Genomic DNA, 14,904 nt, shown 5'->3' on the forward strand with positions numbered 1-14,904 from the left:
GGGTCTGCCACCATTGGCGGGCCCCTCGACCTATCGAAGGGACGCCATACCCCAACCCAAACGCAGCCCTGACCCCGCGCCACGGCCTGAAGGTGGCTCGCCTCGTCGTCGAGGACGGTTGGCCCGTCAGTGAGGTCGCCGCTCGGTTCCAGGTGTCGTGGCCAACCGTGAAGCGGTGGGTCGACCGGTACCTGGCCGGCGAGCCCATGCATGACCGCTCGTCGCGGCCGAAGTCGTCGCCGAACAAGACGTCCAAGGCTGTGTCGAAGCGGTGCGTGAACTTGCGAATGCGGTTGCGGGAAGGGCCCGTTCAGCTCGCCGCGCGGCTCGGGAACATCCCCGACGGCGCTCACCCGACAGGCCAGCTGACCGCTCCTGATCGGTTGAGCCTGGTACTAACCGGGGAGGTGCAGGCCGCGCCTACCGCGGGGAGGACACGGTCGGAATGCTAGGCGCTTCGAGGGCGATGACTTGTTCCAGGGCGCGCCGCAGCATGGTGACCTGGTCCTTGCCGAGAAGCCGAGACCATCGCTGCTCGACGTCCGCGAGGATCCTGGCGGCTGCGGCCTGGGCCATCTGACCTTGGACAGTGAGCCGGATGATCTTCGCGCGACGGTCGGCCTCGTCGGCGACCCGCTCGAGGTAACCGTGATCCTCTAGTTCGCCGACTAGTTCGCCGATCGCCTGCTTGGTGAGTCCGGAGCGTTCGGCGAGCGTGGTCAGCCGCGAACCTTCGGCGTCGATATACCGGAAGACCGAGCCGTGAACATACCGGATTCCCTCGAACCCTTCGTCGGCGAGCTGCTGGTGAAGTCCCTCGATCGCAATATCCCTGACCTGTGTGAGCAGGGCAGGGAGTGGCAGCTTCGGTTGAGGTCGCCGCTCCTCCGTTCCTGAACGCGTTGTCATAGTCGGGCGGTCCTTCTTTCAGGCGAATTCGTCAGGCTGCTTGACATTATCAGCTAGCATGGTGGTAAGGTCGCCTGACTGTTAGGGGGCCTGACTAATTCCTGGAGGACGAAATGCCCAACATTGCCGAACGGCGCGAGCAGTTCGCGGCGATGTTCACCCGGCCCTTGCCCGCTGACGTCGACTCGTCGGCGACGACACTTGGCGGCCGGCCGGCACTGGAACTGCGGAGGGCGGCGCCCGCCACGGCGGGCGAGGACGTGCTGCTGTATCTCCACGGCGGTGGGTTCGTGGTCGGGTCGGCGCGTGTCACCGCCCACGTCTCCGCCGCGCTGCTGCGGCACCTGGACGGCCGGGTGGTCTCGCTCGACTACCGGCTGGCGCCCGAGCATGCATTCCCGGCCGCGCCCGATGACTGCCTGGCGGCCTACCGCGAGCTGCTGGACTCCGGCGTCGACCCGCAGCGGTTGGTGTTGGCGGGTGACTCGGCCGGCGCCGCTCTGGCTGTCGTCACCATGGTGCGCGCCCGGGACGCGGGCCTGCCGATGCCGGCGGCGGCAGTCCTGTTCTCGCCAGCGGTCGATCTGACCCTCAGCGGCGCGAGCATGCGGTCCAAGAACGGAGTGGACCCGTTCTTTGCTCCGGCCGATCTCGAGTGGCTCTTCGACCAGTACGCCGCCGGCGGTGACAGGTCGGCGCCCGAGCTGAGCCCGGTCTTCGCCGATCTCACTGGACTGCCGCCCTTGCTGATCCAGGTCGGCTCGAGCGAGCTCCTGCTGGACGATGCCGTACGGCTGGCCGGACGTGCCGGGACCGACGAGGTCGCGGTGGCGCTGGAGGTGGTTCCGAGCCAACCGCACGTGTTCCAGCTCGACGACGGATCGGCCGAGGCGGCAGCGGCGCTGGAGCGGGCCGGCCGGTTCCTGGCCACCCGGCTCGGCGGCGAGAAGGAGGGATCATGAACAGGCTGGCCGAACAGGTGATGGGACCGGTACTCGCGCCCCGCGACGAGGGGTACGACGAGGGAAGCGTCGGCTGGCAGACCGCCAGCATCGTCCCGACCTGGTGGTGGGCGCCGCCGGACCCGCCGACGTGCAGGCGGCGGTGACCTATCCAAGGGAGCGCGGGCTCCCGGTGGGGGTGCAGGGCACCGGACACGCCTCAGCCGCCGTCGCCGCCGAGGGCGGAGTGCTGATCACCACCGCGCGGATGGGCGCCGTTCGGGTGGACGCCGATGCCGGCACCGTGTGGGTGAGCGCGGGAACACGCTGGGATCAGGTGATCCACAGGACGGCGCCGGCCGGGATAGCGCCCCTGTACGGCTCGGCCCCGCGGTGGGCGCGGTCTCCTACACCCTCGGCGGTGGCCTGGCCCTGCTGTCCCGGAGCTTTGGCTACGCCGCTGACCATGTGCGCGGCCTCGACGTCGTCACGGCGGACGGCCGCCTGCGGCACGTTACCCAGGACATCGAGCCGGACCTGTTCTGGGCGCTGCGCGGCGGCCGGGACAACTTCGGCGTGGTGACCGGAATGGAGATCGTTCTGATGCCGGTCACCACGCTGTATGGCGGGGCACTGGTCTTTCCCGTTGTGAAGCCGCCGAGGTGTTCGGCACCTACCTTCAATGGGCCGCCACCGTGCCGGGGTCGATGAACTCCTCGATCGCGCTGATCTCCCTGCCGGATGTTTCAGTGATCCCGGAGCCGATGCGCGGCCGTCACGCCGTCCATATCCGCATCGCCTGCGCGGTCGGCGATCCCGGGGCCGGCGAGCGCCTGGTGGCGCGCTGCGGGCCATCGGCCCGATGAGCGACACCCTCGGTGAGCTGGCCTACACCGAAGCTGGGTTGATCTACAACGACCCCGTCGCGCCGGGTGCGGTCGAGTCGGGCACGGCCATGCTCGGCGAACTCGACGCCACTGCTGTGCAAGCCATCCTCGACCTGGCAGGCCCCCATGCGCAGGTGCCGCACATTGTCGAACTGCGCCACCTCGGCGGCAGGCTCGCCCACCCGCCCGCCGTGGACAATGCCGTCGGCAACCGCGACGCGCGATACCTGTTCAACGTGGTGTCTCGGCTGGAACGCGCCGACATCACCCAGATCCGGCCGGCGCACGCACGCATGTTCGAGGCGATCGCGCCGTGGAGCGCCGGCGGCCGGTTCCTCAACTTCATGAACGGCGAGAACGCCGCCACTCAGGTCCGCTCCGCCTACAACACTACGGACTACCGACGGCTGACCGGCCTCAAAGCCGTCTACGACCCGGAGAACATCTTCCGTCTCAACCACAACATCCCGCCCGGCTGAGGACCAATTCGGGCTTGAGGGGCTAATGTCCATGTTCGGCACCATCGCCACAGTGCTCGCCGGGATGGGCGGCGCGGGCATCATCTTCATGGTCGCCCGCGCCTTCTGGGCACCGCAGACCGCGGTCGGCTGCTCACCCCAGCCGGATGGCCCGGTCTCCAACTGACTCGGCGCGGATCAGAAGGCGCGGTAGAACGCCGGTAGTCGGCCAGTCAGGCGTGCGGATGGTCGGCAGGTGGCCGGTCAGCGCCCAGTTCCAGATGCTGTTGGGCGGTCGCCGACAGATAGAAGGCGGCGAGCCGCCAGGCTTCGGCTTGGTGGCTTTGCCGCTGTGGTGGATCGAGACCATCAGGCAGTCGAGCACCGCCCGGCTCGGCACCCGATGCGACTCGGCCGTACGCGACGAGGGGTACACGGGCACGTTGTCCTCGCCCCAGCTCTAGGCACCGCGGTACGTGCTCCACCACCGGCGGCACCTCGCGAGCCTTCGGGAAACGACCCAGCCGTTAAGCACTTCAGCGCGAGCGGCAGCGCCAGTAGGTGCTCATCGGTATCGGTCTTCTCCCGCGCCCACACCGCCTGCTCATCCGAGGGCGAGTAGATCAGGTACAGCTCACGCGTCATCACCGCCGCAGGAACGCCCGATAGGCGGTCCACTCCACCGACGTCACCACACACGCCTCCTGGCTCACTTTGCGGCCCCAGCGGGGGAGGGCCCTGCAGGAATGCCGCCTGAAAGGCGTGCTCCCTGTCGTCGATGAGCGCGTATGCGAGCCCAGAGCGGTCGCCGGAGCGCCGGTACAGAGTGCCGGCCCCGACTCCCGCTGCGGTCGCCACCTCTGCCATCGCGAGTCGCGAGTCCTTCGACGCCACGCTTAGCGACGTCGGCCGCGGCTTCGAGGATCTTCGCTCGGTTTCGCGCGGCGTCGACCCGCTCGCGACGCGGATTCGTGACGGCCTTCACGGTCACACGATACCCAGAGCTTGCAAGAGGAATTGGTTCCATATATGGTTAAGCGGAATCAATTCCGCTTAACGGGGGACGCATGGCACAGAGAGTCGCGCTTGTCACTGGTGGGAGTCGCGGGATCGGAGCGGCCATTGCCGCACGGCTGGCCTCCGAGGGCACCGACGTGGCGATCACGTATCAGCATTCGACCGAGCGTGCCGCAGCCGTGGTAAAGGAGATCGAGGCTGCAGGAGCGCGAGGGATGGCCGTGGCGGCTGACGCGGCCGACACCGGCGCACTTGTGAAGGCTGTCGAGCGCACGGTCGCGGAATTTGGCCGCATCGACATCCTGGTGAATAACGCCGGCATCGCCCCCTACGGGCCGCTTGAGGACGTGACGCTGGAAGAGATTGATGCCACGCTAGCGATTCATGCCCGTGCCTCGTTTGTTCTGGCACAGGCAGCCGCCCGGCACATGGGCAGTGGCGGCCGGATCATCTGCATCGGCAGCAGCCTCGCCGAGCGCGTGCCGTACCCGGGCTGGACTCTCTACTCCATGAGCAAGTCTGCCTTGATCGGCCTGACCAAGGGCCTGGCCAGGGATCTGGGCCCGCGGGGTATTACCGCCAACCTTGTTCATCCGGGCTCGACCGATACCGAGATGAACCCCGCCGACAGCCCTGAGGCCGAGGAGGAGCGCCGCTACACGGCGCTCGGCCGCTACTGCAGCGCCGCCGACATCGCCGCTACCGTCGCCCACCTGGCCGGTGAGGGCGGCAGGAACATCACCGGCGCAGCCATCGTGGTCGACGCAGGAACCACGGCCTGAGCATGGCGTGGGTCATGCTCCTGGTGGCGGCTGGGTTGGAGATCGTCTGGGCAACGGCGCTCGAGCGTTCCAACGGCTTCACCCGGCTCTGGCCTACCTTGATCGGAGTGTCGTCGGCGGCCCTGAGCTTCGCCCTACTCAGCTTCGCGCTTAAGAGCCTGCCCGTGGGCACCGCATATGCCGTCTGGGTGGGCGTCGGCGCGCTCGGTGTCGCTGCTGTGGGCATCCTCGCGCTCGGAGAGAGCGCCTCGCCCGCGCGACTGCTCTGCCTGGCTCTCATCCTGGCCGGGGTGATCGGCCTTCGGCTGTCGGGCTAGATCAGCCGGACCAGACCGCAGAGAATCCGAAGATCAAAGCCGTCCTGCCAGCTACTGCGGAGTAGGAGGGCCTGGTCTGACATTCAGACCAGGCCCCCGGTGTCCGTGGCTGTGGACGCTGAAACTTGACCCATCGAGGAGGGCAGGCACGACGACCCATCACCAGGTCAGCTCAAAGCCCTCCGACAGGCGCCGCCAGGCGCGTGAGAACGACGCTGAAGTCCCACCCTTGGCTCTTCGTAAATCCCAAGGTTTTGGCCGTGTTCAATTCTAGTTGATCGAGCGAGCCTCTGTCTTGTTGGTGCCGATTTGCGGCGCTTGTTCGGTTGGTAGCTGGGGGCGTTCATGGTGACTGATGGCTGGTGTTGATCAGCCTGTGCAACACGAGTCAGCGACGACGGGGTTGGGAAGAGGGATGCCAGTCGCTGGGAGCCCGGTTGCTGATGATCAGGGAGCGGCGCAGCCATCCAGATCCTCACCGACCTGTCCAGACGCGGCGTCCTGTTCGGACTCGGCGGCTCGGTTTACGGATAGGAAACGACCCGTTCGGGCGGCTTTCCTGCAGACCCTGGCGATGGTCGCCGAGTTCGAGGCCGACCTTGGAACCTGCGCACCCGCGAAGGCCTAGCGTTGGTCAAGAAGAACGGCAAGCTCAAGGGCAAGTAACCCAACCTGCCCGAACCCGCCCGGCGCTCCATCCGCCGCCGATACACCGAGGCGAAATATCCCTGGCTGACCTGGCCACCAAGTACAGCGTCGGACGCCCTACCATCCATCGCATCTTCCACGGGCCAGAGACCTCCAGGTAGGAGGTTCACAAGCCGAAGCCGAACGTCACCTTTGGCCAAGATCACTCTCAGCACCAACGGCTGTTCCTGGGTTCCTCAATTCCGGTCACATCGCCGCCCGACCAATCTGTGGCGCGGGCCTTCGCGTGCGCGGTTGTGGAGGCGACCGTAGCCACCGCGATGCCTGTCAGCAGCGTTGTGACAAAAGCCGTTGCCCTCGCTCCAACAGGTCGGTGTGACGTGCACTACGCGAGCGCGACCGCCCTTCCGATGCACGGTTGACCGCCGGTCACCAACGCTGCGCCGAGGTTCTTCATCTCGGTCCTCCCCGGCAAACGCGAGTTCGACTTACGGAGCGGGGCGTATGTGGGACCCGGTGGGACGTCGGAAAGAATCCGCCTCGGGGACGCAGGATGATGCCGAGGTCCCTGTCCCACCGGATCGTTGTCATACCTGTCGGCGGAGCTTGGCCGCGATGGCGGACAGGGTCAGCATCCCGAACAGCACGCCCACAGCCAGGGCGAGCGAAGGGGAGCCGACCTGGGCGCTTGCGATGAGATTGCCGATGATCACCATGGCAGCTCCGGCGAATGAGAGGGCAGCCCAGGCTCGCAGGCTACGTCGGGCGAACTGGCGTCCGACAATGATGAGTACGGCGGCCAGCGCGATGAAGGCAACCATCCCGACGATCAGGTGCACGATCGCGTGCCAGCTCAGCACCGCGGCGGTGTCGGTCGGTGTCCCGGCCGGGAACCCGCCTCCCGCGTCGAGGGTGAAGATGCCGGACAGGATGTAGCCGACGCCGTAGGTCACGAGGAGGCGAGGGACCCATCTGCTGCTGGGCAGGACCTTCTTCATCCCTGCCGCGCTGGCGACGGCGAGGCCGCCGGCGATGACGAAGTTGGCGATCTGCAACCAGGCCAGAGAGCCGGTCGCCAGCATGCTGAGCGGGTGTCTGGTCAGGTCGAAGCCCTCGCGCGTGACGGCCTGGGCCAGCGACACCACCGCCCACAGCGGGGACGACACGGCCAGCGCCGCGAGCCGGGCCCGGGTAGAGACAGCCGCACGGGAGGACCTCGAGACTGGCTGGTGCGACGTCGTTGAAGTCACCTACCCTCACCCCTGCCACTCGACGAGGTGGCGGATCTGCACCGAGCCGTAGCGCGCGGTGGGCAGCCTCTCAGCCCACTTCACGGCGGCTGCCGCGTCTTCGACCTCGACCACGACAAAGCCGGCCGCCACCTCCGGCCCCGTGCGGTGCACGCCGGGCTCGAGGGAGGTGGCGCCATCGCGCACCTGCACGGTCTGGGCCGTGTCCACCGCGTAGAAGCCACAGTCGTAGACCAGCACCCCCGCGTCCTTGGTCGCCTTCTCATAGGCGAACCATTCCGGGATCTCCTCCTCGGTCGGACCGGTGGCGGCCGGGTCGTACTGATAGATCAGAGCGAACTTCATGGATTTCTCCTTGGTGATGGTTGATGGTGGGGAGATTTCTGGGTCCTCCCGATCGACTGCCGCCGATGCGGTTGGAGCCAGGTAATGAACTCGCGGCCACCCGTTGGCCGCCGCAAGAAGGACAGCGCCGCGGGCGGTAGGCACGCTGCGGCCGTACCCGACGAGGTAAACGAGATCACCGCAAGCGCTGAGCTCGTGCGCGTGGTCGGCCACCCAGGACAGAACGGCAAGCAGGTCGCCGGCCGATGTTGCGGGCTCGCCGAGAACAAAAGGCTCAACCGCGAGCACGACCCGCCGGGCGGCATCGCGCTCGAGCCCCGACACGTCCTGCAACTCCTCTCGGCCGACTACAACTTGGACACGAGCCGAGGCTTCGACGGGCTCTGTAGGCCATTGCACCGTGACCGTCACTCGCCGGCCCTGGCGCGGGCGGATGTGCAGTCGCGCGGTTCGCGGTGATTCGGGTTGGGGTTGCGTCGGCATAGTTCGAGGTTGCCCGTTCGGTCCGGCTGAAGAGAAAGGCCGAATGGACATGAAAGTGATGCACGGGTTGCATGGCGTTGTCGTGGGCCCCGATCCGTTGACGGGGGCACACTGTCGGGTATGGACGATCGGGTTACACCACTCGGCGACGACAGTGAGAGTGGACAGGTGCTTTCGTTGTCTGCGGCACCGGGCGGGTTGGAGCTGCGGCACCTGCGCTCGTTTGTCGCGGTTGCCGAGGAGCTGAACTTCGGAAGGGCGGCGCAACGACTCCATCTGTCGCAGCCGGCGCTGAGCCGCCAGATCCGGGCTCTGGAGCGGCTCATCGGCTGCGACCTGTTCCGTCGATCCACGCGCCAGGTGGAGCTGACGTTGGCCGGTGAGGCTCTGCTGGATCAGAGCAGGTCGATTCTCGCCGCCGTTGACGGGGCGATTAGCACCGCTCGCTCCATCGGCCACGAGTTGACCGCCCGGGCCGCCCTGCTGTGGGAGCCGATGGCGGATGCCACGAGCCGCGACGATATTGAGTCGATGCGGCGCGCCTTTGAGGCCCTGCACGCCAAGGCCGAGGTCCCGGACGGGTTGCCGGTCCGGCCGGTCATCACCGGTGGTGTGGCCGGCTTGGAGGTCGGCCCTGCCTCGGACGCCCGTCCGCATGTGCTCTACGTTCACGGCGGGGGCAACATAGCCGGGTCGGCCTTTGGCTTCCGCGCGCTGGCGGGGGCTGTCGCGCTGGCGGCGTCTTGCCCGGTCCTGGTGCCGGAATACCGGCTCGCACCCGAGCATCCGTTTCCCGCTGGCCTGTCAGATGTGATAACAGCCTATTTGTGGATGCTTGACGAAGGAGTCAACCCCGCCCACATCACGCTGGTCGGCGACTCCTCAGGCGGCGCGTTGATCGTCGCCGCGATGGTTAGCCTGAAGCAACAGAATCTGGCGATGCCCGGTGGAGCAGTCCTACTGTGCCCCGGGCTCGTACATGTCCCGGCCGGTGTCGACAGCGAGGCACTGGCCCGCCCTTACACCGCCGATGAGATTGTGGTTCGTGCCCGGCTCGCGGACGACTACCTGGCTGGTCGGCCTCAAAACGACCCGCTCGTCGATCTGGTGCATGCCGATCTTTCAGGTCTGCCCCCCGTCCTTATCCAGGCGGCCACCGGCGACCCCGCGGTCGTGGATGCATACGCGTTGGCGAACCGACTCCGCGACCATGACGTCCCTGTCGATCTTGAACTGTTCCCCGTGGAGGCACATGTCTTCCACATGTTCTTCAGCTTCCTGCCTGAGGCCCGCGATGCAATCCATCATGTGGGCCGGCGCATCCGTACTACCGCGACCATGCACAAGGGATCCGCGGCCGATCCCGGGACTTCCGGCGTGGCTCAGCCCTGATCCATCGGTGCGGTGGTGTGCGGTCTAGGCGCCGGCGCGGCGTATGACTCATAGGCGTCCGCAGCAAATACTCATCGAGGCAGTTGCGCCGAAGGTGGCGTGGGTGAATGTCTCCCGATGTCGTTCCGGTGCGGGTGACGGTGGTTCGGGACGGCATGCTGCGGTGTCGCCTGGCAGCACCGGGGCGATGCCGATGGCGCGTTAGGGCGGCCTCCGACTCGTAGCCAAGGCGGGAGACAAAGCTCGGTGACCTGGGGATCGTCGGGTTGCAGCCAGTCGGGCGCCACGCGCATACGCCAGCGGGTGACGTACTGCATCGCTGGTTCGCCTGCTGTACGACGAGATCATCATGGACGCCGATGAGCGAGGGCCCGACCTGCTGCGCATCACCGAGAAGACGGGCCTGTGGAGAGTGTGCCAGTCGTCCTCGAACCCCGAGAACAACGGCGACTGGGGCTTCGATGCGGAGATCGATCCGACCGCCCCCACGGGGAGGGACGCGTGGTCGGTCACGTCCAGGACCCAACAGGCTGTGACGACGAAGGCGTGTGCCGGAACGGACTGGCAAGGACGTCCCGGCACACGCCTGTTCCTTCAGCCTCGTCTGGCTATGGTCTGAGTCTCGTCATGAAAATGTCGCAACATCGGGACAATCGCCAGTCAACAGACCGCGATCCCACAGATCTCGCCGAGCATGCAAAGTAGCACTATTCGTGTCCGATAAATGTCCCGTGGTTGTCCTGGTCCACCTCTGAGGCGGGCCATAAAGTAAAGGCGGCATGAATGCATGTCGTTTACGCATCTATTTCCTCCTCGTTAATGAGCGAGGTGAAATAGTAGGGACGAGCAGCGGGCTGGGCATCTACTGATCACGAACGAAAGCAAAGAAAGCGCGATGCTAACAGGATCAACGTCACAGCGACGCCAAACGCAGAGGGTTTTAGCACTGACTAAAGCCACCTTTGTCGGCCTCATCCTGGTTTTTTCGGTCGGTGCCGTGCCGGCGTCAGCAGCGCGGTCGGCCAGTAACGCCGCCCTCGATCCAGGATTCTATGTTGAGTCGGGTGATCCGAGGTACGGGACCACGTTCTACCCGTTTAACAGTCAGGGTGCCGCGGCCGCGACACGGGACGTTGCCGACAACTGCGGGATGGCCTTCTGCACCATCCAGATTGACAGATTCTTGGGGTATCCAAGGTACAAGGTATTTTGGCTATGGGGCAGGGGTTGTGTCGTATGGCGTCTGCATAAAATAGTCGGATCCTTTCACTCAAAAAATAGCACACCTTATACGACGTACTTCCTCGACTCGACGAGGGCGGTAATCGCTCACTACTGGAGTGGCAGGCACGACATCGTGAATTGGGATCCGGTCGCTTTTGTCAAGACCTGCAACTATACTTGAGCTAGCCAGCTAAGGGCTTGGCTGTTCCGAGTAGCGAGATTTTCTCGGACCCGCGAGTTCGGGCCCTTAGCCCAAGGGTCGCCGGGCGGCCCGGAAGTGAGAGTCCTTCGGACCGCCCGGCAGGGTGCGGAAAGCCTGATAAGCGAACGCGGAATTGATTGCGTCTACTTCGAAATCCCGTCCTGGTCAAAGAGGCACGTCGCAGGAAGCTGGGTTGGCTCGCCATCGTCGGTGAGTGGCCGGATTATCCTTAACGGGCGGGTTGTGCCGAGGTCCTCGGTGCCGCCCTGGGTGAGGACCGCCAACTCCAACAGTCCGCAGCCGGGATTGTGGCCAGCGTGGATTTTGCACTCGCAGCTTGCGCGCGGGGCCACCGTCGAGATTCACGATCGCGGTGAAGCCGACGCGCGCCATCAACTCGCTCTTGTTCGTGAACGTGCTGGGCGCGTACACGACGACCGCCCGATTGCCGGAGGCCGTCACGCACACGTTGCCGATCCAGGCGTCTGTGTCGAAACCCGGCTCTGACAGCGAGGCCACCGTCCGCCACCGGTAGCTCGTCCTTCGCATGGGCGACCAGCACATGACACACCTGGTGGCCTCCCCGCTGGTAGCCACCGCCCGATCGGAGAAGTTCCGCCAGCCGCTGCCCACCAACTCATCCCGTGTGCCAGAGTCGATGACCGCAGCGCGGCGGACGGTGCGGTCGTCACCCGGGAGGTCGGGACCTGGCGGCAGCTACTCCTGATCGGCCATTGACATCCACTCCGCCCTAAAGGACGGAGATTCCCGTCTGCCGCGCGTGCGGTTCCGGGTGGGTTACTGCTTCTTCGCGCGGTGCCGGAACAGGTCCCGGTCTTACCTGCGCTCCACAGTCGTTTAGCCTGTCCGCCTGCCCGGCGGCCAGGATGTTGATCGCTGCGTTGACGTCCCGGTCGTGGGCGGCCCCGCACGGGCAGGTCCAGTCCCGCACGTTCAGCGGCATCTTGTCCGCGATGATCCCGCACGCCGAGCACAGCTTGGAGGAGGGGAACCAGCGGTCGATCCTGGCGAAGGTGCGGCATACCGTTTCGCTTTGTACTCCAGCATGTTCACGAACTGGGACCAGCCCGCGTCGTGCACCGACTTGGCCAGCTTGGTGCGCGCTAGACCTGACACGGCAAGATCTTCCACATACACCGCTTGGTTGTCGCGGATCAGCATGGTGGAGAGCTTGTGTGCCCAGTCGCGGCGCGTGCCGGTCACCCTGGCGTGCGCCTTGGCGACCTTCGCCTTGGCTTTGGCGCGGTTCGCCGAGCCCTTCTCTTTGCGGCTCAGCGCTTGCTGCGCCTTGCGGAGCTGCTTCGCCGCCCGCCGCAGGATGCGCGGGTTGGCGACCTTCCGGCCGTCAGAGGTGACCGCGAAGTGGGTCAGGCCCAGGTCGATCCCGATCTGCGAGCCCGTCTCCGGCAGCGGCTGATCGGCCCTCTCCACGACGAACGATGCGAAGTACCGCCCGGCCGCATCCTTGACCACCGTCACCGACGACGGATCGGACGGCAACGAGCGCGACCAGCGCACCCGCACGTCTCCGATCTTCGGCAATCGCAGGCAGCCCGACTCGGGGACCCTGAACCGAGCGTTCTTCGTGAACCGGATCGCCTGCCGGGAGTCCTTCCGTGACCGGAAACGCGGCGGCGCCGCCTTCGGCCCTTTCCGCTTGCCGGAGATCGAGGCGAAGAAGTTGCGGTAGGCAACGTTGAGATCGGCTAACGCCTGCTGGAGCACGACCGCCGACACCTCGCCCAGCCAGGAGCGTTCCGGGGTCTTCTTTGCCTCGGTGATGACCCACTTGGACACGTCGCCGTCCGACATGTACGGCAAGCCGCTCTCGCGGGCCTCCTGCCGCATGCGCAGCCCGTCGTTGAACACCGTCCGCGCACCCGAACGCCCTTGCCAGCGCGATCTGCTGGCCTGGTGTCGGGTAGAGGCGGAAGTTGTACCTGAGCTGCACTGGTCCAACCTAGCGAGAGGTACCGACAGAACGCGGCCTGGCAGGTCAGGGCACGCTCGGGCCCGGCGGCCCTCCCGCGTGGGCTTTCACTCCCGGTTTGAAGGCCGGAGAACTGGCCCACAGTTCGGTAGCAGGGCAGGCGAACGCGCCGCGTCTCAAGGGGCCTAACGAAGGCGGTCGCGGAGCCGCACCTCTCCCGCTGCCCTGGCGGCTCACCCCCCGCAGGACGTCCACCTCGGATGACGATTGATGCACCGCGGCCACCCTCCAGCCGACAACCCCGGCTACGCTGCGATCCGGCCCGATATCAGCTGGCCGATGCGGAGGCTGTTCTGCCACGTGGCCGACGAGCAGATCGTACATCTGTGGCTCACTAGCGCGCGGGTGCGATGAGCTCCGCGACGCGGAGGGCGGCGGCCAGCGCGTCAGGGTTGCCGGTGCGGGTGTAAACCTCGGCGGCGGTGTCGGAGAATTTGATGACGTGCTCGTCGGCGTGGTCGATTGCGCGGTCCAGCACTTCGGCGACGGCGCCGGGGCCATCAGGGGCGGCGGGCAGGGCCGAGCGTGGCGCGGCCTCGAGAGGTGCGTACGCGGAGTAGATCGCCGCAGTAGTCGTCCAGATCGCGGTTAGGCTCGGCGCCCACAGCGCCAGGGGCAGCGCGGGCAGGGTGTGCAGGACCGCGTTGGGCGCGGTTGCGGTGTGCACCAGGAGGACAGGCTGTCCGTGGCCGTGAAACAGGTAGCGTTGCGTGGCTGCGGCCACCAGGTCTGCCAATCGGGTCGGCACCTCTCCCGCGGTGGCTGGGGGAGCAAGCTGGGCGACCGCTGTTTCCCAGCCGGGCAGGCGCGAGAGCTGGCCGAACCGGCTGGCTACGTTGCCTCGCTGATCGGGAATGCGGGGCAGGGACTCCAGGGTGGTTAGAGGGCTCAGTCGGCCGGAGGGCGGGCCCGCAGGCGGCAGCGGCCGGGAACGGGCCGCCCAGAATGCCAGCCCGTGGGCGAGTTCGCCCAAGATGGCGGGGTTCTCCGCGCCGGCCAGGAGCGCGCGCACCACGTGTCCTACCCGGATCACCCCGTGCGTGGTGCCCGCCACGATTCCCGGCAGTAGACGCTCCCACCAGGTAGCCAGCACCTCGCGCCAGGGCCCTTCGGCCAGCACCCGCTCGAAGTATGCGGTCCAGTCGCCTAGCCGCCGGCCATCGCCGAGCGCCTCGCGCCAGCCTTCGTCGGTGATGGCGGTAGTACCGGAGGGCATCGTGTCCAACCGGTCTATGTACGCGTCCACCCAGTGGCCCACGCGGTCGGCCCTCCCTCGCCGTACCAGGACCTCGACTGCCATCGGGCCGTGGTTGGTCAGCTGGTCCTCCCCCCATTCGGGGCCAGTGTGGTGGAACCGTTCGTACGCCTCGTGCAGCACGCTGCCGCTCACAGTCGTCACCTCGTTCGCATTCCCAAGTGCTCGGATTAGTTCAGTTCTCGCAGGCCACTAATGCTCCTGCCCTGCCCTAGATCGCACGCTGCATCGTGGGGTTCCACGCAGCGCAACGCGAGTGTTGATCATTGTCATTTCTGCGGGTGTCTTGGACACTCTGCCGCGCTGGGATCTGTCGGTTGTCTGGCAGATACGGTTGTGGGGCGGGACGGTTGCGGATGGGGCGTGGTCCCGCGTCCTCGGGACGGCCTCACGCGGCTCGTCGTAGTTTTGCGGCGGTCAGGGACAGGGCCAGCATGCCGGTGATGACTCCGGTGGCCAGCATGATCGATGGTGCGAGGACCTGGGCGGAGGACAGCACGTTCGCGGCGATGACAGCGATGGCGCCGATGCGGGCGGTCCAGGCCCAGCCCCGCTGGTTGTGTCGGGCGAAGTAGCGGCCGATCACGAACAGGGCGGCGGTCAGGGCGATGAAGGCGACGATGCCGACGAGCAGGTGGACGATGGTGTGCCAGGCCAGTGATCCGGTGGGCTCGGTGGGGGCGCCTTGGGGGAATCCGGCGCCCGGTTCCATGACGAACACGCCGGACAGGATGTAGCCGATGCCGTAGGTGATGACCAGGCGTGGCGCCCATGTGCTTGTGA

The 14,904-nt window shown here is 66.6% G+C and carries 16 protein-coding genes and 3 pseudogenes; 13 read left to right on the forward strand and 6 right to left on the reverse strand.

What is annotated here, in order from left to right; translation table 11 throughout:
- Positions 1 to 32 precede the first annotated feature (32 nt).
- Positions 33 to 407, forward strand: a pseudogene (locus tag ACIBH1_RS48090) (helix-turn-helix domain-containing protein); the annotation flags it as partial.
- Positions 408 to 420: 13 nt separating this feature from the next.
- On the opposite strand, the gene ACIBH1_RS48095 reads toward ACIBH1_RS48090, so the two are convergent.
- On the reverse strand, positions 421 to 909 hold the full coding sequence (locus tag ACIBH1_RS48095) for a MarR family winged helix-turn-helix transcriptional regulator (protein ID WP_397320858.1): 489 nt from the start codon (positions 907 to 909) through the stop codon (positions 421 to 423).
- Positions 910 to 1,022: 113 nt separating this feature from the next.
- Between ACIBH1_RS48095 and ACIBH1_RS48100 the strand changes: the two genes are divergently transcribed.
- The 10 genes and pseudogenes from ACIBH1_RS48100 (at position 1,023) to ACIBH1_RS48145 (ending at position 5,311) form a co-directional block, all read left to right on the forward strand.
- Positions 1,023 to 1,871, forward strand: coding sequence for an alpha/beta hydrolase (locus tag ACIBH1_RS48100; RefSeq protein WP_397320859.1), 849 nt, complete (start codon positions 1,023 to 1,025; stop codon positions 1,869 to 1,871).
- The gene (locus tag ACIBH1_RS48105; RefSeq protein WP_397320860.1) at positions 1,868 to 2,017 is read left to right on the forward strand and encodes a hypothetical protein; all 150 of its coding nucleotides are present in this window, start codon (positions 1,868 to 1,870) and stop codon (positions 2,015 to 2,017) included. Before ACIBH1_RS48100 ends, ACIBH1_RS48105 begins: the two co-directional genes overlap by 4 nt.
- Positions 2,014 to 2,160: pseudogene (locus tag ACIBH1_RS48110) on the forward strand (hypothetical protein); the annotation flags it as partial. The gene ACIBH1_RS48105 and the pseudogene ACIBH1_RS48110, both read left to right, overlap by 4 nt.
- An 83-nt stretch (positions 2,161 to 2,243) precedes the next feature.
- Complete coding sequence (locus ACIBH1_RS48115; RefSeq protein WP_397320873.1) at positions 2,244 to 2,561, forward strand: hypothetical protein; 318 nt, start codon at positions 2,244 to 2,246, stop codon at positions 2,559 to 2,561.
- Positions 2,513 to 2,716 (forward strand): hypothetical protein, encoded by a 204-nt coding sequence (locus ACIBH1_RS48120; RefSeq protein WP_397320861.1) that lies wholly within the window; start codon positions 2,513 to 2,515, stop codon positions 2,714 to 2,716. Before ACIBH1_RS48115 ends, ACIBH1_RS48120 begins: the two co-directional genes overlap by 49 nt.
- On the forward strand, positions 2,713 to 3,216 hold the full coding sequence (locus ACIBH1_RS48125) for a BBE domain-containing protein (RefSeq protein WP_397320862.1): 504 nt from the start codon (positions 2,713 to 2,715) through the stop codon (positions 3,214 to 3,216). The genes ACIBH1_RS48120 and ACIBH1_RS48125 overlap by 4 nt, the downstream gene beginning before the upstream one ends.
- Positions 3,217 to 3,247: 31 nt before the next feature.
- Positions 3,248 to 3,382, forward strand: a complete 135-nt coding sequence (locus ACIBH1_RS48130) for a hypothetical protein (protein ID WP_397320863.1) — start codon at positions 3,248 to 3,250, stop codon at positions 3,380 to 3,382.
- Positions 3,383 to 3,533: 151 nt separating this feature from the next.
- Positions 3,534 to 3,659, forward strand: coding sequence for a hypothetical protein (locus tag ACIBH1_RS48135; protein WP_397320864.1), 126 nt, complete (start codon positions 3,534 to 3,536; stop codon positions 3,657 to 3,659).
- A 603-nt stretch (positions 3,660 to 4,262) separates the two neighbouring features.
- Positions 4,263 to 4,994, forward strand: coding sequence for an SDR family NAD(P)-dependent oxidoreductase (locus tag ACIBH1_RS48140; RefSeq protein WP_397320865.1), 732 nt, complete (start codon positions 4,263 to 4,265; stop codon positions 4,992 to 4,994).
- A 14-nt stretch (positions 4,995 to 5,008) separates the two neighbouring features.
- Positions 5,009 to 5,311, forward strand: coding sequence for a DMT family transporter (locus tag ACIBH1_RS48145; RefSeq protein ID WP_397320866.1), 303 nt, complete (start codon positions 5,009 to 5,011; stop codon positions 5,309 to 5,311).
- Between the two features lie 1,235 nt (positions 5,312 to 6,546).
- On the opposite strand, the gene ACIBH1_RS48150 is transcribed toward ACIBH1_RS48145, so the two are convergent.
- Both ACIBH1_RS48150 and ACIBH1_RS48155 read right to left on the reverse strand, forming a co-directional pair.
- Complete coding sequence (locus ACIBH1_RS48150; RefSeq protein ID WP_397320867.1) at positions 6,547 to 7,209, reverse strand: DUF998 domain-containing protein; 663 nt, start codon at positions 7,207 to 7,209, stop codon at positions 6,547 to 6,549.
- Between the two features lie 6 nt (positions 7,210 to 7,215).
- Complete coding sequence (locus ACIBH1_RS48155; protein WP_397320868.1) at positions 7,216 to 7,878, reverse strand: YciI family protein; 663 nt, start codon at positions 7,876 to 7,878, stop codon at positions 7,216 to 7,218.
- A 279-nt stretch (positions 7,879 to 8,157) separates the two neighbouring features.
- Here ACIBH1_RS48155 and ACIBH1_RS48160 point away from each other — a divergent pair, with 279 nt between their 5' ends.
- Both ACIBH1_RS48160 and ACIBH1_RS48165 read left to right on the forward strand, forming a co-directional pair.
- Positions 8,158 to 9,429 (forward strand): alpha/beta hydrolase fold domain-containing protein, encoded by a 1,272-nt coding sequence (locus tag ACIBH1_RS48160; RefSeq protein ID WP_397320869.1) that lies wholly within the window; start codon positions 8,158 to 8,160, stop codon positions 9,427 to 9,429.
- A gap of 346 nt (positions 9,430 to 9,775) precedes the next feature.
- Positions 9,776 to 10,048 (forward strand): hypothetical protein, encoded by a 273-nt coding sequence (locus ACIBH1_RS48165; protein ID WP_397320872.1) that lies wholly within the window; start codon positions 9,776 to 9,778, stop codon positions 10,046 to 10,048.
- A gap of 1,558 nt (positions 10,049 to 11,606) precedes the next feature.
- Here ACIBH1_RS48165 and ACIBH1_RS48170 read toward each other — a convergent pair.
- The 3 genes and pseudogenes from ACIBH1_RS48170 to ACIBH1_RS48180 form a co-directional block, all read right to left on the reverse strand.
- A pseudogene (locus ACIBH1_RS48170) lies at positions 11,607 to 12,827 on the reverse strand (RNA-guided endonuclease InsQ/TnpB family protein).
- A 373-nt stretch (positions 12,828 to 13,200) separates the two neighbouring features.
- On the reverse strand, positions 13,201 to 14,256 hold the full coding sequence (locus ACIBH1_RS48175; RefSeq protein WP_397320870.1) for a questin oxidase family protein: 1,056 nt from the start codon (positions 14,254 to 14,256) through the stop codon (positions 13,201 to 13,203).
- A 253-nt stretch (positions 14,257 to 14,509) separates the two neighbouring features.
- A partial coding sequence (locus ACIBH1_RS48180) for a DUF998 domain-containing protein (RefSeq protein WP_397320871.1) occupies positions 14,510 to 14,904 on the reverse strand: 395 nt, incomplete at its 5' end.

The sequence above is a fragment of the Nonomuraea sp. NPDC050663 genome, assembly GCF_044456985.1.
In the GTDB taxonomy this organism is placed as follows: Bacteria; Actinomycetota; Actinomycetes; order Streptosporangiales; family Streptosporangiaceae; genus Nonomuraea.